The organism is Mesorhizobium sp. B2-1-3, from assembly GCF_006442495.1.
Classification (GTDB): domain Bacteria; phylum Pseudomonadota; class Alphaproteobacteria; order Rhizobiales; family Rhizobiaceae; genus Mesorhizobium.
In genome coordinates this window covers 108,069-128,857 of the sequence record NZ_VFWL01000008.1, presented here as the reverse complement: position 1 = coordinate 128,857, position 20,789 = coordinate 108,069, and the positions used below count along the sequence as shown (strand labels likewise).

Here is a 20,789-nt window from a genome sequence, read left to right as displayed (position 1 = left end):
GACACGCCCGGTTGCGTGGACAGGAAAATATCCGTTTGCTAATCGGTTGAATTGACAACGATATGGAGAAGAAGATGCCCAGCAAGACCGAAAAACTCCTGTCGTTGCTCAACGGTCAGCCGGTCATCCCGGTGCTGAAGATCACTGATCTTGCCAATGCGGTGCCGTTGGCCCGCGCTTTGGCGCGCGGCGGCCTGCCGGCGATCGAGATCACGCTCAGGACCGCGGATGCGCTGGAAGCGATCCGCCGCGTGGCCGGCGAGGTCGAGGAAGCCATCGTCGGTGCCGGCACCATTCTGGATGCGCGCCAGTTTGACGAGGCGGCCGCCGCCGGCTCGCAATTCATCGTCAGCCCGGGCATAACCCGCGAGCTTCTGGCCGGCGCCGCCGACAGCGAGGTTCCGCTGCTGCCCGGCGCCATCACCCCCGGCGAGATCATGGCCGCGCGCGAAGCAGGCTTGCGCTTCCTGAAGTTCTTCCCGGCCGAGCAGTCGGGCGGCATCGCCTCGCTGAAGGCATTCGCCTCGCCGCTCGCCGATGTGAAATTCTGCCCGACCGGCGGCATCACCGGCAAGAACGCGGCCGACTATCTCAGCCTGCCCAATGTCATCTGCGTCGGCGGCTCCTGGGTTGCCCCCGACGACATGGTCAAGGCCGGCAGGTGGGACGAGATCGAAGCTCTCGCACGCGCCGCGAGCAAGCTCGCCGGATAAGCGCTTTCGCGTTCACCAGCGCAGCGGGCCATTCTCGTCGAAATAGCCGGCGGTCGGACCATCGGCATCGAGCGTCGCCAGGCGCACGATGATCTCGGCTGCCTGCTGCACCGTGCGACCGCCCCTGTGCCCGTTGAGATCGGTCGCGGTGTAGCCGGGAGCAGCGGCATTCACCTTGATGCCGCGCGGCGCGAGCTCCCTGGCGAACGCCACCGTGATGGCGTTGAGCGCCGTCTTGGAGCTGCCATAGCCCATTATGTTGGGCGACTGGTTTTCGCCTGTTGCGTCCTGCGCGCGGGCGATCGAGCCGATATAGCTGCTCACCATGACGATGCGGCCGGCGGGCGATGCCAGCAGAAGCGGCAGGAATGCCTGGGTGACGCGGACCGGGCCGAAGACGTTGACATCATAGGTGGCCTTGATGTCGGCGATATTCTCCCGGCTCGGCGGCAACTCATACCGCCCGTTCGAGCCGAGCGCGTCGACATATCCAGGAGCAATGCCGGCATTGTTGACCAGCACGTCGAGGCTGGCTACCCGCGCCGCGACGGTCCTGGCGGCGGCCGCCGCGCTTTCGTCATCGACGACGTCGAGTTCGAGCCACTCGACGTCGAGCCCTTCGCTGCGCAGCGCCTGTGCCGCTGCGGTGCCGCGTGCGGCGTCGCGGGCGCCGAGCCAGACCTTGAATCCCGTTGCCGCCAGGCGCCGTGCGGTCTCCAGGCCGATGCCCTTGTTGGCGCCGGTCACCAGTGCGCGCTTCGATGTCGTCATATCCAAATCTCCTTTGTGGAGGCCTGACGCCTGTCGCCTGGAAGTGGCCCGGTCCGGGAAAACGACATGCATAAAACAAAGGCCCAAGACGCGTCGCCAAACGCGACGCGCCTTAGAGATGGCGGATTGCGGCCCGCCTCGCGCGCCGAAAACTCTCTTGCTCTTGCCTGATCCTCTCACCTGGTTGCGCGGCCCACGCGGATCGGCAATGCTGAAACGATGAGAGAGGCGCTGCTGGAATTGATCGCCATCGCAGGCCGCCATGCGCATGGGCGGCGGACAAGGACGGCGATCCCTCGCGTTACGATCGGCCGCAGCGAGGTCCCGACGCCGCCGATGCCCGAGCTTTGTCAGCCGACGGCGCTGTTCGTGCTGCAAGGCACGAAATCGGTGCTGATCGGCGAGCGCACGCTTCGTTATCAAGCCGGCAGCTATTTCGTCTACGCGGTCGAGACACCCGCCACCAGCCAGCTGATCGAGGCGAGTATCGCGCATCCCTATGTGGCCATCGGTTTCGCCCTCGATGTCAAGGCGATCGCAGCCCTGCTCATCGAGCACGAACCGGCCGTCGGTGGCGACGATTTCATGACCTACCTGGCCAATGACGACCTGCTCGACGCGTGGCGCCGGATGCTGCGGCTGCTCGACAGGCCCGCCGAGATTCCCGTGCTCGCTCCCCTGCTCGAGCGCGAGATATTGTTTCGCCTGTTGCAAGGCCCGCAAGGCGCGAAGTTGCGCCAGCTCGCCGGCGCCGACAGCCGCTTGTCACAGATCCGCCGGGCGACCGCCTGGATCCGGGCTCACTATGACGAGCCTATCGAGGTGCGGCGGTTGGCCGAGCTCGCCAATATGAGCAGCGCTGCGTTTCATCGCCACTTCAAGGCGGCGACGGCGATGAGCCCGATCCAGTACCAGAAGCAGGTCCGCCTGCTGGAGGCCCGCCACCTGCTGCTGGCCCAGCCGGGAAACGCCGCGCGGGTTGCCTTTACCGTGGGCTATGAAAGCGCTTCGCAGTTCAGCCGGGAGTATGCGCGTCAGTTCGGGTTGCCGCCTGCACGCGATGCCGCGCGGCTTCTGGCGCGGGGCGAAGCGGCCGCGCTGGACATCGACTGAACCATCCCGGGCGGCACGAAAAAGCCCGGCCGGCTTGCGCCGATCGGGCTAGTCTGGTGCCATGATAGTCAGTGGTGTCTTGGCGGTCAGTTGCAGACCCTGACCTTCTCGACCGCCTTGTGGCGATGCTTCCAATGCGTGACCATCTTGGTCCGGCAGTGATGCTTGCCATTTTTGATGATCACGGTTTCGGCTTGCGAGGGAGCAAAAGCCGCCGATGCCGCCACCAGCGCCAGGACGGATGCCAACAGGATCTTCTTCATGAATATCCCCGGGGTTGGAACGCAGCCATTCTAGCCGGGAAACAGGCAGCTTTTACCTTTTCACGAGAAGTTCAGGCACCCGTGATCCCGCGGGGCCGGGGCCGGCTTCATGCATGCCGGTTGTGCCCGCACACAGCCGGCTGACAACGAAAAGCCGCGCCGGTTGCCCGGCGCGGCTTTCGGAATGCCCGGTCTTTACTTCGTCTGGAAGCGCGCGACGGACAGGAATTTTACGGCATTGCCGGTGAAACGGTTGGCATCCGCCATCTGGTCTCCCTGCTGGAAGCCGGCCGTGTAGACCTCGCTCGGCGGCGTGTGGACCACGTTGTAGGCGTAACCCGGCGCCGTCGTGGCGCTCGAAACCGTCGCGACATTCTCGCCGCTGGTCAGCGCCCAGCGGGCGGCCTGCGGTGCGGCGGCAACCACGATGGCCTTGGGACCGGGTTTCAGGTCGCGGGCGGTGGCTCTGGCCTCCTTGCGGGTCGTCTTCACGCCGGCGCCGATCGCGGCGACCGGATCGGAACCGGCAGCGCGGGCGACGACGGCCTCGCGCGGCGATGCGGCATCGACGCCGGACGGGTCGTTGAAAGCCGAACGAGGCTCGGACAACGACGCAACCCGATAATAGTCAGCCTGCACGGGAAGCGCCTCGGCCTCGTCGAGCACGGCCTTGACCGCATCGGGCTTGACCGCATCGGGCTTGGCCGCATCGATATTGGTCATATCCGGCCGCGCGCTCGGCAGCACCGAGAAGGCATCGGTCGCGGTCTTGCCACGCTCGGCCGTCTCGGCCAGCGCCATCAGCACATCCTTGCTGGGCGCAGGCGCCAGCACCGCCGGCAACGTGTGTTCGGGGCGCCATGTCGGCAAAGGTATGTTGTTGGCGGCAACCTGCGCTGCATCGGCGGCGACCGCCGAGGGATCAGCCTTGCCGAAAGGCATATTCGCCGGCGTCTGCACGGTTGCCACGGTCTGTTCGGTGCTGGCCGTCGCATCCGCCATGCCGAAGGGAACATTTTCAGGCGGCTGCGCGCCGACATCGACTTTCGGCCGCGGCGCGAAATCGGGCAGCGGGATGCTGCGTGCCGGCAACGCCGCGATGATCGTCTCGGGCGTATCCTTTTCCGGCTCCGGGGCCTGCTCCTCGGCGACCTGCGGGATCTCGGCGCGCTTGGCGTTCTCGGGCGCCACGATCGCGATCCCCGGCAGGGTGCCGCTCTTGGCGGTGCTCGCCGGTACCGGCTTCACGCTTCTCGGCTTCGGCGCCGGCTCTGCCGATGCGACATCGGCGCTGTCGTCGGCCTCGTCGTCGCCGCCGCCGAAGAAGGCAGCCAGGAGTCCGCCGGACCTTTTGGAACCACCGCCGGCGCTGGCCAGCTCGATGGCGGCGCCGCCGGAGCCCTTGCGTGCCTTGTATGAGGCAAGCGCCTGCTCAAAGCCAGGCAGCGGCCGGCCGTCGCTCGGCACGTGCAGCGTCTTGCCGTTCGGGAACAGGCTCACCAGTTCCTGTCGGCTGATGCCGGGCCAATGGCGCACATTGCCGACATCCATGTGGACGAACGGCGAACCGGATCTCGGATAGTAGCCGACGCCGCCGCCCTGCATCTTGAGCCCGATATTGCGCAGCTTCTTCAGCGGCACGCCCGGAATGTAGAAGTCCATCGCCTTGCCGAGCATGTGCTGGCTCTTCTCGGCGACACCCTTGCTGCGACTGCGCAGCATCGAGTTCGTCGACGGCGAGCGATAGCCGCAAACCACCTGGATATAGTCGGTGGCGCCGCTTTCCCGATAGGCTTCCCAGACCAGGTCCAGCAGGCGCGGGTCCATCTTGGTCGGCTCGTTGCGGCGCCAGTCGCGCAGGATGATGTTGATCTTCCTCAGCCCGGCCTGATCGTAACGGCCGTTGCGCTTGTAGACGATCTCCGCCTTCTCGTGCGTGTGGAGGTGGTAGAGCTTCAGCGAACGCACTTCGGCCCTGGCGCCGGTTGCGGCAGCGGCAAGAAAACCAAATGCGACAATCATGGCCGCCAGCCACTTCGGCCAGACGCTCAAATGATAGTGCCGCCCGTTTGTGTGTCGTTCGATTCTGTTCAAATCAAAAGGCCTTGCAGGCTGCCGTTTGTCCCCGGATTTGCCCAAACGGACGTGTCGTTGTCACATCCGAATATCGATCCTAATGGTTAATCATCGCTTATTGAAGCCGAAATGCGGTAAGACCGTGGCGATATCCCGCCAAAAATTGTCCACAAGGTTTCTTGGTAAACCGCTGGTTTAGATCATGATTCCTCGTTTGGCCGAAACACGATCTGTTACCGTTAGCCTTAATGCGTGAACGGGACCGTCGGGGACGTCGCCATCGGCGCGCCACACTCCGGTCCAGTCAATGCACCGGCGACATGATGGCAGCGCAAGCTGGTCCCGGCCTTGCGTGACCGCACTCGGGCCGACCGCTCTCAGGCCGGACATCGGGCGGCTGTGCGCGATAGCGCCCTCAGGAAGCGAGCCGGTCGAGCCTGCCGGTTTCCGGATCGATGCCGTATTCCTTGAGCTTGCGGTAAAGCGTCGAGCGGCCGATGCCGAGGCGGCGGGCGACTTCGCTCATCTGGCCGTTGTAGTGATCGATGGCGAGCTTGATCATCTCCAGTTCGACATCCGCCAGCGCGCGCACATTGCCGCGCTCGTCGAGCGCGCGCAGCGTGCCGAAGCGTGGCTGAAGCCGCGTCGGCGATTCGGGTTCGGCAGCCGAAACGCCCTCGCCGGCCAGCGCCGGCTCATCGCGCGGTTCTACGGCCAAAGCCGGGCCGGTCGGCGCGATGTCCACATCGAGACGGACCGTGCCCTCCACCTGGGCGCGGATTTGCGGGAAATCCTCGACGCCGAGCACATCGCCTTCGCACAGCACCGAGGCGCGGAAGACGGCATTTTCCAGCTGCCGGATGTTGCCGGGCCAGTCATAGGCCTGGAGCACGGCGAGCGCCGCCGCCGAAATGCCCCGCAGGCGATGGCGCGGGTCTGCCGGAGCCACCTTCTCCATGAAATGTGCGACCAGATCGGGAATGTCGTCGCGGCGGTCGCGCAAGGGCGGCACATAGATCGGATAGACGTTGAGCCGGTAGAACAGGTCCTCGCGGAACTTGCCGTCCTTGACCTGCTGCAGGAGATTGCGGTGCGTCGCCGAAATCAGCCTGATGTCGACCCGGACCGTGGCGCGGCCGCCGACCGGATCGACCTCGCCATCCTGGACGGCGCGCAGCAGCTTGACCTGCACGTCGAGCGGCAGGTCGCCGATCTCGTCCAGAAACAGCGTGCCCGAATGCGCTTCGACGAATTTGCCGGTGTGCTTCTCCGTGGCTCCGGTGAACGAGCCCTTCTCATGGCCGAACAGGATCGATTCGACCAGATTGTCGGGAATGGCGCCGCAATTGACGGTGACGAACGGTTTCGAGCGGCGGTCGCCGCTGCCTTGTATGGCGCGCGCCACCAGTTCCTTGCCGACGCCGGATTCGCCCTCGATCAGGATCGGGATGTTGGATGCCGCCGCTTTCTGGCCGAGGCGGATCACCTTGTCCATGGCGGGACTGTGCGTGATCATGTCCCTGAAGGTCAGCAGCCCGCCGCGCCGGCGCGACGTGCGCTTGACCTCGCCTTCGACAGCCTCGACCTTGAGCGCGTTGGCGATCGAGGCCTGCAGCCTGTCGGGAGAGGCCGGCTTGACGACGAAGTCGAAGGCGCCGTGGCGCATCGCCGAAACCACGGTCTCGATGCCGCCCTGGGCGGTCTGCACGATGACCGGGATGGTGATGCCGCGCTCGCGCATCGCCTTGAGCACGCCGATGCCATCGAGATCGGGCATGACCAGGTCAAGGATGACCACCGACACGTCGCGGGCGCCGGGTCCGTCGAGGGCGTCGAGGCCGGCAGCGCCCCCGTCGACCACGATTGCGGTGTGGCCGAACCGCGTCACCGCCGCCTCGAGCAGCCGGCGCTGCACGGGATCGTCATCGACTATGAGTATGGAACCTGTCATGACTGTCTTGAGCCGCCCGCCTGATATCCCCATGGACCATCTTGGCACAGGGTTCTAAATAAGGTTTCAAAAAACCCGGTGAACGAATTCCTTAGGATTTGACCGGCTTCTCCGTTCTCCTTGATTCTGGCCCTGGCCCGGCCACTTGATTCAAAAGAAGGTATTGTCGATGCGCGTGATGTTTGATCGGCGGCTTGCGGCGCCAGCTTCCGGTCAGGGCGCCGCCGAGCTTGGCGATCTGCCGGAATGGAATCTTACCGACCTCTATGCGGGCATGGAGGCGCCGGAGTTGAAGCGCGACATCGCCAAAGCCGCCGCCGATGCGATCGCCTTCGAGAGCCGCTGGAAGGGCACGCTGGCCGCCGAGGCCGAGCGCGGCAGCGCAGGCAGGCTGGGCGAGGCGCTTGTCGCCTATGAGGCTCTGGAAGAGCTGATCGGCCGCATCGTCTCCTATGCCGGCCTCATCTACGCCGGCAACACCGCCGATCCGCAGCGCGCCAAGCTCTATGGCGACATCCAGGAGAAGATGACCGACGCCAGCGCGCATCTTCTGTTCTTCGCGCTCGAACTGAACCTGATCGACGACGCGGCCATCGAGGGCGCGCTCGCCGCCGACCCCGCCTTCGGTCATTACCGGCCCTGGGTGCTCGATCTGCGCCTGGACAAGCCCTATCAGCTCGAGGATCGCGTCGAGCAGCTGTTCCACGAGAAGTCGATCACCGGGCGCGGCGCCTGGAACCGGCTGTTCGACGAGACTATGACGGACCTGCGCTTCGACGTCGACGGCGAGGAGCTGACGCTGGAACCGGCCCTGAACCGATTGCAGGATGCCGACGGCGAGGTGCGACGCCGCGCCTCCGAGGCGCTCGCCCAGACCTTCCGGAGGAATTTGCGCACCTTCACGCTGGTCACCAACACGCTGGCCAAGGACAAGGAAATCTCGGACCGCTGGCGCGGTTTCGAGGACATCGCCGATTCACGCCATCTCGCCAACCGCGTCGAGCGCGGTGTGGTCGATGCGCTGGCTTCGGCGGTGCGCGAGGCCTATCCGCGCCTGTCACACCGCTATTACCGGATGAAGGCGCGCTGGCTGGGCATGGAGGTGATGAACCACTGGGACCGCAACGCGCCGTTGCCGGAGACGCCGCAGGCGGTGATTGGCTGGGACGAGGCCAGGAACACGGTGCTGTCCGCCTATCAGCGCTTCTCGCCCGAGATGGCCGAGATCGCGCGGACTTTCTTCGACCGCAACTGGATCGACGCGCCGGTGCGCCCAGGCAAATCCCCCGGCGCCTTCGCCCATCCGACCGTGCCTTCGGCGCACCCCTACGTACTGCTCAACTACATGGGCAAGCCGCGCGATGTGATGACGCTGGCGCATGAGCTTGGCCATGGCGTGCATCAGGTGCTGGCCGGCGGCCAGGGCGCGCTGATGGCCTCGACGCCGCTGACGCTGGCCGAGACGGCGTCCGTTTTCGGCGAGATGCTGACCTTCCGCTCGTTGCTCGAGCAGACCACCGACAGGCGCGAGCGCAAGGCCATGCTCGCCCAGAAGGTCGAGGACATGATCAACACGGTCGTGCGCCAGATCGCCTTCTACGAATTCGAGCGCAAGGTGCATGCGGAGCGCCGCAACGGCGAACTGACATCCGACAGGCTCGGCCAATTCTGGCTGGAGGTGCAGGCGGAAAGTCTGGGCCCGGCGATAAAGTTGCGCGACGGCTACGAAGTCTTCTGGACCTACATCCCGCACTTCATCCATTCGCCCTTCTACGTCTACGCCTATGCGTTCGGCGACTGTCTGGTGAACTCGCTCTACGCGGTCTACCAGAACGCCGAGCGCGGCTTCCAGGACAAATATTTCGAGATGCTGCGCGCCGGCGGCACCAAGCATCATTCGCAGCTTCTGGCGCCTTTCGGCCTCGATGCCACCGATCCCGCCTTCTGGCAGATCGGGCTTGGCGTGATCAGCGGCTTGATCGACGAGCTGGAAGCGCTCGACAACTGAGGCGTCTTCTGTACGTCGTCCCCACCTGCTCAGAACAGTTTAGCCGGAATGCATATTGGGCCCACACTATTCTTGGTCTAAATATCTGTTCTTGAATAACTCTCTTTCGTAGTTTTCCCATAGCTTTCCGTAAGTTCTATGATAGCCTCCCCGCCAAGCTCAGCCGGAGCATGCGGGTCGGGCGGGGAAGTCTCAGCCGATCGCGGCGTTCCGGTGCACGCGACGACGGCCATTGGCCATGGCTTGCAAAGCCGACGCCGACGGCTCGACTGAGGCCGGCTGTTCCGCAGGCGGCCGAACCATCATCGAGTAGTCCTTCGCCGAAGGTCATTAAGTCCAATGCCGCGGCAGACGGATCTGACTGGAGAGAGAGACAATGGGCACTTTTTTCTACATGCTCCTGGCGTTCCTTGTGGGTGTGCTGGTTGGCTGGTTCATCTGGGGACGCCTGCGCGGTGAGCTCGACAGCTTGCGCGGCGACCTCGACCGCGCACGCAGCGAGCGCGACCGGCTGCGGGCCGACAGCGATCGCCTGACCGGCGAGTTGGATGCCTGCGGGCGCACCCGCGCCGATCTCGAGCGCCAGCTGCGCGAGGCCTCGACCGGCTCCGGCCCGGCAAAGGCGGCGGCGCCGGCGCCGGCCGCCTTGATGTCGACGCCCACCCCTGCCAAATCCGCTCCGGCGGCCAAGCCGGCGCCCAGGAAGCCGGCTGCGGCCAAGGCCGCTTCCAGCGCCGCGAAGACTGGCGCGCCAAAGGCCGCTGCCGCCAAGGCCGCACCCAAGGCCAGCGCGGCGTCCAGGAAGGCGGCATCGGCGAAGGCCGCGCCGGCCAAGGCGGCTTCCGGCAAACCCGACAATCTGCGCCGGCTGATCGGTATCGGCCCGGTCAACGAGAAGCTGCTCAGGGCACAAGGCGTCACCAGCTTTGCCCAGATCGCCGCCTGGACAGCCGCTGATATCAAGCGGATCGAGGACGTCATGAATTTCGACGGCCGTATCGCGCGCGAGCGCTGGATCGAGCAAGCCAAGCTGCTCGCCGCCGGCAACGAGGCGGAATTCGCCAGGCAGTTTCCGTCGGCCGGAACCGCCAGCAACACCTGAGCGACAGGGCAGATCCGACGATTGCAGCCGGCGGCGCGAACGAAGCGTCGCCGGTTTGTTTTTGGCCGCAGGTCTGTCCACAGGTCGGGCCAAAGGTGGGGCCAGAGGTCGGCTTTAAGTGGCAAGGTGCCGCTCCCTCGATTGCGCGCGGCTGGCCCCCCATATAGAGCCATCATTGGCTTCATCGATCCACGCGCCGAGTTCCATGCCCCTGCCCGCCGCAATTTTCCGCAATGACGAAAGCGCGCGCCAGCTCGTTTTCGATCGACCGGACGACATCATCACGGCGCACGAGGCCCGGGATTTCTCGGCCGCGCTGCAGACGGCCCAGGCCGCGCATGACGCCGGCAAATGGCTTGCCGGCTATTTCTCATACGAGGCGGGCTACCTGCTGGAGCCGAAGCTGGTTCCGTTGCTGCCGGCCGGGCGCCGCGCCCCGCTGGTCTGCCTGGGCGTCTTTGACGCGCCGGTGCAAGAGCCGGTGCCGCCCCGCAAGGCGGCGGCGACCAACGGCCCGATCTTCGATGCAAGGGCGACATGGTCGTTCGAGGACTACGAGAAGCGGTTCTCGCGGCTGCACCGGCACATCAGGCAAGGCGACTGCTACCAGGGCAACCTGACCTTTCCGGTGCATGCGCAATGGTCGGGCGATCCGCTCGCCGCCTTCGACGCGCTGACCGAACGCCAGCCGGTGAAATATGGCGCGCTGGTTTCGCTTGGCGATCCGGTCGTGCTGTCGCGCTCACCCGAACTGTTCTTCGAGATCGACGCGCAGGGCATGGTCGAGACGCATCCGATGAAGGGCACGGCGCCGCGTGGTGCGACGGAAGCCGACGACGAGCGCCAGAAAACCTTCCTGCGCAATGATGAGAAGAACCAGGCCGAGAACCGGATGATCGTCGACCTGCTCCGCAACGACATCTCGCTGATCAGCGAGGTCGGTACGCTGGAAGTGCCAGAGCTGTTCCGCATCGAGACCTATCCGACCGTCCACCAGATGGTGAGCGACGTCAGGGCGAAGCTGCTGCCGGGCCTCACGATCCGCCAGATTTTTGCCGCGCTGTTTCCCTGCGGCTCCATCACCGGCGCGCCGAAAATCCGCGCCATGGAGATCCTGCATGACCTTGAAGGCACGCCCCGCGATGTCTATTGCGGCGCCATCGGCTGGATCGCGCCCGGCGGCACGATGCGCTTTTCCGTGGCGATCCGCACCATCTCGCTCTTTCCCGGCGGCGAGGCCGTCTACAATGTCGGCGGCGGCATCGTCTTCGATTCAACCGCGCAGGAGGAGTATCAGGAGTGTCTCTTGAAAGCCCGCTTCGCGACGGGAACGCCGCCGGTTTCGAATTGATCGAGACCATGCGCTGGGAGCCGCCCATGGGCTTCCTGCGCTTCGAGCGGCATCTGGCGCGCCTCTATGGTTCGGCGGCCGAACTCGGTTTTGCCTGCGACCCGCAAAGGATCGGCGACGTGTTGGGCAAGGCTGTCGATGGCGCGCGCAACGCCTTGCGCACGCGCCTGGCTTTGGCGCGCAGTGGCGACGCGGCCGCCTCGGTCCAGCCCTATGAGCCGCTCGCCGCCGATAAGGTCTGGACGCTGCGGCTGGCGCGCACGAGGCTCGATTCGAACGACATGCTGCTGCGCCACAAGACCAGCCGCCGGCAGGTCTACACGCATGCCCGCGCCGAATATCTCATCACCCAGGCTGACGAAGTGCTGTTGGCCAACGAACGTGGTGAGATGTGCGAAGGCACCATCACCAATGTCTTCGCCGATTTCGGCGAAGACATGCTTTTGACGCCCCGCCTCGATTGTGGGCTGCTGCCTGGCGTATTGCGCGGCGCGCTTCTGGATGAAGGCCGCGCCCGCGAAGCGATCTACAGCTTTGATGACTTGAAATCCGCCAGGGCGCTCTATGTCGGCAATTCACTGCGCGGCTTGATCCCGGCAAAACTGATCTGAAGCATGACATTGCTGCCCACCCACACGCCCTATGATGGCTCGTCCAAGCTGTTCACCATCGGGCTGAAGCCGCTTGCCCTGGCCGACTGGATCGAAGTCGACGAACACCTCCTGCCGTTCCTCGCCGAGAAGCGCCGCCTCTATGCCGAGATGCCCGGCCGGGTGTTCGTCGAGGAAGACGGCACGCGCGATGCCCAGCGCGAAGTGCTCGACCTGCTCGAAGCGCACTTGCCGCGGGTATTTCCCGAAACCCATCGGCGTGCCAGTGGCGGGGTCGAGGTGATCGCTGCCGCCGGCAATCCCGAGGGCGACTTCGCCAAGGCGCCGCTTGTCGCGGCCTCGCTGCTCGTCCAGGAAGACCTGATCCTGATGCGCCGCGGCGACGACGGCTGGCGGCTCGCCGCCGGCTCGCTCTGCTTTCCCTCGTCATGGTCGCTGCTCGAAAAATTCGGCAAGCCGTTGCAGCAGATCCATGCGCCCGTGCCGGGTTTTGGCCCTGGCACGCGGCCGGCCGAGCTGATCAACCGCATGTTCGACGGCCTCCAGGGCCAGGCCGTGGAGCGCTACAACTGGTCGATTCAATCGGGCGATGCGCTCTACCATCCGCTATCCAATGTCGAGCGAATCGAGCGCGCCGCCAGCCGCCCGTCGCGATTTGCCGATGGCGACGCCAATGCCCACGCCTTCATCCGCGTCGAGCGGCAGACGCTTCGAAAATTGCCCGTCTCGGGCGACATCCTGTTCACCATCCGCATTCATCTCGACCCGCTGGCGGCGTTGGCGCATCACCCCGACCGGGCAACGCTGGCTCCGGCTTTCGCTGCCCAGCTCGAAGCGCTCGACATCGCCCAGCTCGATTACAAGGGCTTGACATCAGACCGCGACCGGCTGGTCGGCGTCCTTAACCAAATGGCGAACGCCGCCTGACCGGCGGTTGGCGCTTTTCACTGGTTTATGACAATGATCTGTGATGTAGCGCATGCCCGTTGGGCGAGAATGCCCGGGTTTGCACCTGTCTGAAGGAGTGCTCGATAAAATGGCGAATGAAAACTGGCCCGTTTACGGTGAGATCACCGGCCCTGTGGTGATGATCGGCTTCGGCTCGATCGGACGGGGCACGCTGCCGCTGATCGAGCGCCATTTCAAGTTCGACAAATCGCGCATGACGGTCATCGACCCGCTCGGCACCGACCGCGCGCTGCTCGACGAGCGCGGCATCACCTTCATGCAGGATGCGGTGACCGAGAAGAATTACAAGAAGCTCCTGACCCCGCTTCTGACCAATGGCGGCGGCCAGGGTTTTTGCGTCAACCTGTCGGTCGACACCGGCTCGGTGGATCTGATGCGACTCTGCCGCAAGCTCGGCGTGCTCTACATCGACACGGTCGTCGAGCCATGGCTCGGTTTCTATTTCGATGCCGAGGCCGACAATGCCAGCCGCACCAACTATGCGTTGCGCGAGTCGCTGCTCAAGGAAAAGCACGACAAGCCCGGCGGCGCGACCGCGGTCTCCACCTGCGGCGCCAATCCGGGCATGGTCTCGTGGTTCGTCAAGCAGGCATTGGTCAACCTGGCCACCGATCTCGGCCTCGAGTTTTCGGAACCCGCGCAGGAAGACCGCGAGGGCTGGGCGAAGCTCATGAGGAAGGCCGGCGTCAAGGGCATCCACATCGCTGAGCGCGACACCCAGCGCACCAAGAAGCCGAAGCCGATGGAGGTGTTCTGGAACACCTGGTCGGTCGAGGGCTTCATCTCCGAGGGCCTGCAGCCCGCCGAACTCGGCTGGGGCACGCATGAGAAATGGATGCCCAAGAACGCCAAGAAACACAAACATGGTTCCAAGGCCGCAATCTATCTGGAGCAGCCCGGCGCCAACACGCGCGTGCGCTCGTGGTGCCCGACGCCAGGTGCCCAATACGGCTTCCTGGTGACCCACAACGAGGCGATCTCGATCGCCGACTTCTTCACCGTGCGGTCCAAAAAGGGCAAGGTTCAGTACCGCCCGACCTGCCACTACGCCTATCATCCCTGCAACGACGCGGTGCTGTCGCTGCATGAAATGTTCGGCGCCGCCGGCAAGGCGCAACCGGTACACCATGTGCTGGACGAAAACGAACTGGTCGATGGCGTCGACGAGCTCGGCGTGCTGCTCTACGGCCATGACAAGAACGCCTACTGGTACGGCTCGCAACTGTCGCTCGCCGAAGCGCGCAAGCTGGCGCCTTACCAGAACGCCACCGGCATGCAGGTCACCTCGGCGGTTCTGGCCGGCATGGTCTGGGCGCTGGAGAACCCCGAGGCCGGCATCGTCGAGGCCGACGAGATGAACTACAAGCGCTGTCTGGACGTGCAGTCGCAATATCTCGGACCGGTGAAGGGCTATTATACCGACTGGACACCGCTCGATAATCGGCCCGGCCTGTTTCCGGAGGACCTCGACCGGAACGACCCGTGGCAATTCCGCAACATCCTGGTGCGATAGCGTCGCGCCAAGCATGCCTCACTGCCTTGCAATCGCCCGGAAATCGGGCGATTGAAGGATGCGGACGGGAGCAAGCCGCGTCCATCTGGACGCATGAACTGCGCTCTTGAAACTTGGATGCATGCACCGTGCTTTCCGAAAGTCGTTTTCCGATTTCGGGCCGACGGGCGAGGAGAGGATTTTTACATGACCATTGCGCGCAAGATTCTTTCGATGAGTGTTGCGGCGGCCACGATGGTGGGGCTGGCCGCTTGTGCAACCAGCGGTCCCGACGAGCCGTCGATAGGGGCCGCGCCGAAGGGCGTCGAAGGCTCCTGGATCGACGCCAAGGGCACCGGTCTCTCGACCTTTGCCGGCGGAACCTTCACCACGGTAGCGACCGATACCGGCCAGAAGCTGTCCGACGGCACCTATACGATGACCGGCGCCACTTCGGTCGAGATCCACGGTACCTCGCTGATCCGGCAGACTCCGGTGAGCTTCAACTGCTTGCTGGTGTCCACCAGCCAGCTCAACTGCACCAGCGGCTCCGGCCAGAATTTCGTGCTGACCCGGCGCGCCTGAACCGACCGGCATTCAGACCTCCAAAGGACGGCGGCCAATGGCCGCCGTCCTTTTTTGTGCCCCGCAGAGATCAACGGGGTTTTGCCCCGATTTCCCCTTGCATGCTCCGGAACGCGATGGGAACATGGCTGAAAAAGCCGGCTGTTATAGACCGGTCAAGCAAGAGCGCTAAACGGCTCTGATCAGCCTATCCGGGAGACGAAGATGAAGAAGCTTGCCGCCATTGCCGCCCTTTCCGCGTCGACGCTGGGCCTGTCGGCCGGCGCATCTTTTGCCGATTACACGCTGAATATCCTGCACATCAACGACTGGCACAGCCGCATCGAAAGCAACAACAAATACGAATCCACCTGCTCGGCCGACGAGGAGACAAAGGGCGAATGCGTCGGCGGCGCCGGCCGGCTGGTCACGGCGATCGCGCAGGAGCGCAAGAAGCTGGAAGGCCAGAACGTGCTGTTGCTCAGCGCCGGCGACAATTTCCAGGGTTCGCTGTTCTACACGACTTACAAGGGCAAGGCCGAAGGCGAGTTCCTCAACGACATGAAGTTCGATGCCATGGCGCTCGGCAACCATGAATTCGACGACGGCGAAACGGCATTGGCGCCGTTCCTCGACATGATCAAGTTCCCCGTGCTCGGCGCCAATGTGAAAGCCAACGCGCAGTCCAAGCTCGGTGACCGCGTCAAGCCGTCCATCGTCGTCGAGGTCGGCGGCCAGAAGATCGGCATCATCGGCGCCGTCACCAACGATACGCCCGAACTCGCCACTCCCGGCCCCAACATCGCCATCGAGGACGACGTCAAGTCGATCACGGCCGAGGTCGAGAAGCTGAAGGGAGAGGGCGTCAACAAGATCATTGCCGTGACCCATATCGGCTACAACAGGGAGCGCGATGTCATAGCGAAGATCCCGGGCGTCGACGTGGTCGTCGGCGGCCACAGCCATACGCTTTTATCCAACACCGATCCGAAGGCGGCAGGCCCCTATCCGACCATGGTCGACAATCCGGACGGCTACAAGGTACCGGTCGTGCAGGCGGCGTCCTATTCGAAATATCTCGGCGAGTTCAAGATCGTGTTCGACGACAATGGCGTCGTCAAGTCGGCGAGCGGCGACCCGATCCTCCTCGACAAGTCGATCACGCCCGATCCCGCCGTGCTCGCCCGCATCAAGGAGCTCGGCGCGCCGATCGAAGCGCTGAAGAACAAGGAAGTGGCCGAGACCACCGACGTCATCGACGGCAGCCGCGAGAGCTGCCGCGCCCGCGAATGCGCGATGGGCAATCTCGTCTCCGACGCCATCCTCGACCGCGTCAAGGGACAGGGCGTCGAGATCGTCATCTCCAATGGCGGCGGCCTGCGCGCCTCGATCGACAAGGGCACCGTCACCATGGGCGAGGTGCTGACCGTGCTGCCCTTCCAGAACACGCTGGCGACCTTCCAGATCTCGGGCAAGGACCTTGTTGCCGGGCTCGAAAGCGGCCTCAGCCAGGTCGAAGACGGCGCCGGCCGCTTCCCGCAGGTGGCCGGCCTGAAATACGCCTTCGACAAATCCGCCCCGGCCAATGCCGGCCGCGTCAAGTCTGTCGAGGTGATGGAGAACGGCGCCTGGACGCCGCTCAATCCCGACAAGGACTATCTGGTCGCCACCAACAACTATGTCCGCCAGGGCGGCGACGGCTACAAGGTTTTCGCCGAAAAGGCCAAGAACGCCTATGATTACGGCCCCGGCCTCGAACAGGTGGTCGCCGACTATCTCGGCGCGCACCGGCCCTACACGCCCAAGCTCGACGGCCGCATCACCGAGATCGCCGCGACGACAGCGGCCGCGCCTGCGGCGGAGCCCGCCAAGCCAGCCGAAGCAATGCCCGACCTGCCTGCCAACTCCGGCGATATCGCCAACACGCCGCCGGCCGTGTCGACCGAGGCCGCGCCTGCGCCGGCAACGCCTGCCGCTCCGGCAACGCCAGCACCTGCGGAACCGGCAAAGCCTGCCGAAGCCGCCCCTGCCCCGGCAACACCCGCGCCGGCTGAGCCGGCAAAGCCCGCCGAGGCCGCACCGGCCGAAACCAGCCATGTCATCGTCGCCGGCGATACCTATTGGGACCTGGCAAAGAAGGCCTATGGCGACGGCACCAGGTGGAAAGTCATTTCCGAAGCCAACAAGGGCTACGAGCCGCGCCGGCTTCCGGTCGGCGCCACCTTGACCATACCGCCGAGGTAACCGCCTTCGCCTTTGCGCGCAGGGACACCCGCCCGAAACAGGGCGGGCATCCTGTTTCGGGTAAGGTGCGGCCAGACGCTGCATTGAAAAGCAGCGCCGCATCGCTACTTTCGCGCCGTGTTCGGAGACCCGCAATGCCGCCTTCCATCCCTGTCGACGCCAAGCCCGCGAGGACCGTGGGACCGAGACCGGCCGGACATTCGCCGGCCAAGGCGGGCAAGGTCGGCGTCATGCTGGTCAATCTCGGCACGCCGGACGGCACCGATTTCAGGCCGATGTGGCGCTATCTCCGCGAATTCCTGTCCGACCCACGCGTCATCGAACTCAACAAGGCGATCTGGTATCCGATCCTCTACGGCCTCGTGCTGACCACGCGACCGAAGAAGTCGGGCGCCAACTATGCCAGGATCTGGAATCGCGAGAACAACGAGTCGCCGCTGCGCACCTATACCCGCGCCCAGGCCGAGAAGCTGACCGTGGCATTGCGCGACCTGCCCGACGTGGTCGTCGGCTGGGCGATGCGCTACGGCAATCCTTCGACCGCGAGCGTCGCCGAAAGCCTGGTCGCGCAGGGCTGCGACCGCATCCTGACCTTTCCGCTCTATCCGCAATATTCGGCCACCACCACGGCGACTGCCAATGACCAGTTGTTCCGGGCGCTGATGAAGATGCGTGCGGCGCCTGCCGTCCGCAGCGTGCCGCCCTATTATGCCGAACCGGTCTATATCGAGGCGCTCGCCCATTCGATCGAACGGCATCTGGCCAGCCTCGATTTCGAACCGGAGGTGGTCATCACCTCCTATCACGGCATCCCGAAACCCTATTCCGACAAAGGCGATCCTTACCGCGAGCATTGCCTCGAGACGACACGGCTGCTGCGCGAGAGGCTCGGCTGGGACGAGAAGAAGCTGATCACCACCTTCCAGTCGCGCTTCGGCGCACAGGAATGGCTGCAGCCCTACACCGACAAGACGGTGGAGAAACTGGCCAAGGACGGCGTGAAATCGATTGCCATCGTCAACCCCGGCTTTTCCGTTGACTGCATCGAAACGTTGGACGAGATCGGCCGCGAGGCGGCGGAAACCTTCCATCATGCCGGCGGTGGGAGATTCGCGCACATCCCCTGCCTCAACGACAGTCCCAAAGGCATGGCGGTGATCGAGGCGATGGTGCGGCGCGAACTGTCCGGCTGGATCTGAAATCGGGAACAATGGACGTTCCGGGGCGTTGAGGCGCGCCCTCCGGAGACCATCGATGCCCCGCAAGCTCGACCTCAGAAGCGGGCGGCCAGTCTGGTCCGCCTATCGGGCACCCGCTGTCCCGACAAGCGCTCTGACCCGTGACGCCAAGGCCGATGTGCTGGTAATAGGCATGGGCATCAGCGGCGCCATGATCGCAGAAGCGCTGACGGCGGACGGCCGTTCGGTGATCTGCATCGACCGGCGCGGCCCGCTGAGAGGGTCGACGTCGGCGACCACCGCCCTGGTGCAGTTCGAGATCGACCAGCCGCTGACGGCGCTCGGCAGGATGATCGGCAAGGCTTCGGCGGAACAGGCCTGGCGGCGCTCGCGTCTGGCTGTTTCCAACCTTGCCGGCCGCATAGCCGAGCTCTCCATCAACTGCCGCCTGAGCCGCGCCCCCTCCCTCTATCTGGCCGGTACCGTGCTCGGCCCATCGCAGTTGCGTGACGAGACCGAGGCGCGGCGACAGGCTGGCATCGCCGCGACCTATCTCGCCCCTGCGCCGCTGGCTGCGCGATTCGGCATCGAGCGCGACGGCGCCATCCTCAGCCATGGCAACATCGCGCTCGATCCGCGCAAACTGACCGCCGGATTGCTGCTGAAGGCGCTGGAGCGCAAGGCGCGCCTCTACGCCCCGGTCGAGGCGACCACGATCGAAGACAGCGCCAAGGAGGTCGTCGTCGCCACCAGGGGCGGCCCCATAATCAGCGCGCAGCACGTCCTGCTCGCGACCGGCTACGAGTTGACCGACATCGTGCCGGCAGCCGCCCACCGCGTCATCTCGACATGGGCCATCGCCACACGCCCGCAGCCGCGAAAGATCTGGCCGGACGCGGCCCTCATCTGGGAAGCGTCGGACCCCTATCTTTATGCAAGGGCGACAGCCGACGGCAGGGTGATCTGCGGCGGCGAAGACGAGGATTTTATCGACAAGGAACGGCGTGACGCGTTGATCGCCGGCAAGAGCCTGAGACTGGCCAGGAAGCTCGGCCGCCTGTTCCCGGATCTCGACATCAGGCCCGATTTCGCCTGGACCGGCTCCTTCGGCACCACAACCACCGGCCTGCCCTATATCGGCGCCATCCCTGGGCATCCGCGTATCCAGGCCGTGATGGGCTATGGCGGCAACGGCATCGCCTTCTCGCAAATCGCTTCCGAAATCGTTTCTGCCGCCATCGCCGGATCGGAAGATACGGACGCAAGCCTGTTCGCCTTCAGCCACCGGCAGCAGCGACACAAACAATCCCTCATCACCTGATTGTAACGTTGTTGAAACACACTTAAGTGTTTGCTGAAGCCGGCTGCGGGAGAATGGCTCCCATGGCTTGCCTCTTGAGGGAGAGCCAAATGGATTTCAGTGGTTTCGATATCGCGATTATTGTTCTGGTCGCTCTTGTCGTGCTGGTGCTGTTCAAAGGCATAAAGACAATCCCGCAAGGTTACAATTATACGGTCGAACGCTTTGGCCGTTACACGAAAACGCTGTCGCCAGGCCTCAACCTCATCGTGCCGTTCATCGATCGCATCGGCGCCAAGTTGAACATGATGGAGCAGGTGCTCGACGTCCCGAGCCAGGAGATCATCACCCGCGACAACGCCATCGTCGGTGTCGACGGCATCGCCTTTTTCCAGATCCTCAACGCGGCGCAGGCGGCCTACCAGGTTTCCGGCCTGCAGAACGCCATCCTCAACCTGACCATGACTAACATCCGCACCGTGATGGGCTCGATGGATCTCGACGAGCTGCTGTCGAACCGCGACGCGATCAACGAGCGCCTGCTGCGCGTGGTCGACGAAGCGGCCCATCCCTGGGGCATCAAGATCACCCGCGTCGAGATCAAGGATATCAATCCGCCCGCCAACCTGATCGAATCGATGGGCCGGCAGATGACGGCCGAACGCAACAAACGCGCGCAGATCCTTGCCGCCGAGGGCCTCAAGCAGTCGCAGATCCTCGAGGCCGAAGGCCGCAAGGAAGCCGCCTTCCGCGATGCCGAGGCACGCGAACGCTCCGCCGAAGCGGAAGCCCGCGCCACGCAAGTGGTGTCGGAAGCGATCTCCAAGGGAGATGTGCAGGCGCTCAACTACTTCGTCGCCCAGAAATACACCGAAGCGCTGGGCAAGATCGGTTCGGCCACCAACAGCAAGATCGTGCTGATGCCTTTCGAAGCGTCGTCGCTGATCGGCTCGCTGGGCGGCATCGGCGAGATCGCCAGGGAAGTGTTCAAGGGCGAGGGGCCGTCCGGCACGCAGCGGCAGGTCTCACGACCTCCGGTCGTCAGGCCGAGCGACAACTAATGTCCTTGTGAGTGGATCAAAA

The 20,789-nt window shown here is 64.5% G+C and carries 17 protein-coding genes; 13 read left to right on the top strand and 4 right to left on the bottom strand.

Annotation, left to right across the window (positions count from 1 at the left end):
* The first annotated feature begins 74 nt into the window (after positions 1-74).
* Entirely contained in the window at positions 75-713 is a 639-nt protein-coding gene (locus FJ973_RS15505) for a 2-dehydro-3-deoxy-phosphogluconate aldolase (protein ID WP_140556574.1), read from the top strand.
* Positions 714-725: 12 nt separating this feature from the next.
* Here FJ973_RS15505 and FJ973_RS15500 read toward each other — a convergent pair whose 3' ends face one another.
* Positions 726-1,484 carry an SDR family NAD(P)-dependent oxidoreductase gene (locus tag FJ973_RS15500; RefSeq protein WP_140556572.1) on the bottom strand — a complete coding sequence of 253 codons (759 nt, stop codon included), beginning with the start codon at positions 1,482-1,484 and terminating at the stop codon, positions 726-728.
* Between the two features lie 219 nt (positions 1,485-1,703).
* On the opposite strand from FJ973_RS15500, the gene FJ973_RS15495 reads away from it, so the two are divergent.
* Entirely contained in the window at positions 1,704-2,597 is an 894-nt protein-coding gene (locus tag FJ973_RS15495; RefSeq protein WP_140556570.1) for an AraC family transcriptional regulator, read from the top strand.
* A gap of 86 nt (positions 2,598-2,683) precedes the next feature.
* Here the strand turns inward: FJ973_RS15495 and FJ973_RS30925 are convergent, their stop codons facing one another.
* The 3 genes from FJ973_RS30925 to FJ973_RS15485 all read right to left on the bottom strand — a co-directional run bounded on the left by FJ973_RS30925 (position 2,684) and on the right by FJ973_RS15485 (position 6,887).
* Positions 2,684-2,860: a hypothetical protein gene (locus FJ973_RS30925; protein ID WP_181165230.1), complete on the bottom strand. Its 177-nt coding sequence runs from the start codon at positions 2,858-2,860 to the stop codon at positions 2,684-2,686.
* Positions 2,861-3,055: 195 nt separating this feature from the next.
* Positions 3,056-4,882 (bottom strand): DUF882 domain-containing protein, encoded by a 1,827-nt coding sequence (locus tag FJ973_RS15490; RefSeq protein WP_181168319.1) that lies wholly within the window; start codon positions 4,880-4,882, stop codon positions 3,056-3,058.
* 469 nt (positions 4,883-5,351) lie between these two features.
* The gene (locus FJ973_RS15485) at positions 5,352-6,887 is read right to left on the bottom strand and encodes a sigma-54 dependent transcriptional regulator (protein WP_140522386.1); all 1,536 of its coding nucleotides are present in this window, start codon (positions 6,885-6,887) and stop codon (positions 5,352-5,354) included.
* 169 nt (positions 6,888-7,056) lie between these two features.
* On the opposite strand from FJ973_RS15485, the gene FJ973_RS15480 reads away from it, so the two are divergent.
* The 11 genes from FJ973_RS15480 (at position 7,057) to FJ973_RS15430 (ending at position 20,767) form a co-directional block, all read left to right on the top strand.
* Positions 7,057-8,895 carry a M3 family oligoendopeptidase gene (locus FJ973_RS15480; protein WP_181167290.1) on the top strand — a complete coding sequence of 613 codons (1,839 nt, stop codon included), beginning with the start codon at positions 7,057-7,059 and terminating at the stop codon, positions 8,893-8,895.
* A gap of 376 nt (positions 8,896-9,271) precedes the next feature.
* Positions 9,272-9,997: a proton-conducting membrane transporter gene (locus FJ973_RS15475; protein WP_140556569.1), complete on the top strand. Its 726-nt coding sequence runs from the start codon at positions 9,272-9,274 to the stop codon at positions 9,995-9,997.
* Positions 9,998-10,202: 205 nt separating this feature from the next.
* Complete coding sequence (locus FJ973_RS15470; protein ID WP_140556694.1) at positions 10,203-11,348, top strand: aminodeoxychorismate synthase component I; 1,146 nt, start codon at positions 10,203-10,205, stop codon at positions 11,346-11,348.
* Positions 11,297-11,959: an aminotransferase class IV family protein gene (locus FJ973_RS15465; RefSeq protein ID WP_140556567.1), complete on the top strand. Its 663-nt coding sequence runs from the start codon at positions 11,297-11,299 to the stop codon at positions 11,957-11,959. Before FJ973_RS15470 ends, FJ973_RS15465 begins: the two co-directional genes overlap by 52 nt.
* A gap of 3 nt (positions 11,960-11,962) precedes the next feature.
* Entirely contained in the window at positions 11,963-12,886 is a 924-nt protein-coding gene (locus FJ973_RS15460) for a DUF3445 domain-containing protein (RefSeq protein WP_140556565.1), read from the top strand.
* 109 nt (positions 12,887-12,995) lie between these two features.
* Complete coding sequence (locus FJ973_RS15455) at positions 12,996-14,441, top strand: homospermidine synthase (protein ID WP_140556563.1); 1,446 nt, start codon at positions 12,996-12,998, stop codon at positions 14,439-14,441.
* Positions 14,442-14,627: 186 nt separating this feature from the next.
* Entirely contained in the window at positions 14,628-15,005 is a 378-nt protein-coding gene (locus FJ973_RS15450) for a hypothetical protein (protein WP_140496275.1), read from the top strand.
* Positions 15,006-15,209: 204 nt separating this feature from the next.
* Positions 15,210-17,228, top strand: coding sequence for a bifunctional metallophosphatase/5'-nucleotidase (locus FJ973_RS15445; protein WP_140556561.1), 2,019 nt, complete (start codon positions 15,210-15,212; stop codon positions 17,226-17,228).
* 134 nt (positions 17,229-17,362) lie between these two features.
* A complete protein-coding gene (gene hemH, locus FJ973_RS15440) occupies positions 17,363-18,427 on the top strand; it encodes a ferrochelatase (protein ID WP_140556559.1) in 1,065 nt (354 codons plus the stop codon).
* A 55-nt stretch (positions 18,428-18,482) separates the two neighbouring features.
* Positions 18,483-19,727: an FAD-binding oxidoreductase gene (locus FJ973_RS15435; protein WP_140556557.1), complete on the top strand. Its 1,245-nt coding sequence runs from the start codon at positions 18,483-18,485 to the stop codon at positions 19,725-19,727.
* Between the two features lie 89 nt (positions 19,728-19,816).
* Entirely contained in the window at positions 19,817-20,767 is a 951-nt protein-coding gene (locus FJ973_RS15430; RefSeq protein ID WP_140556555.1) for an SPFH domain-containing protein, read from the top strand.
* Positions 20,768-20,789 lie beyond the last annotated feature (22 nt).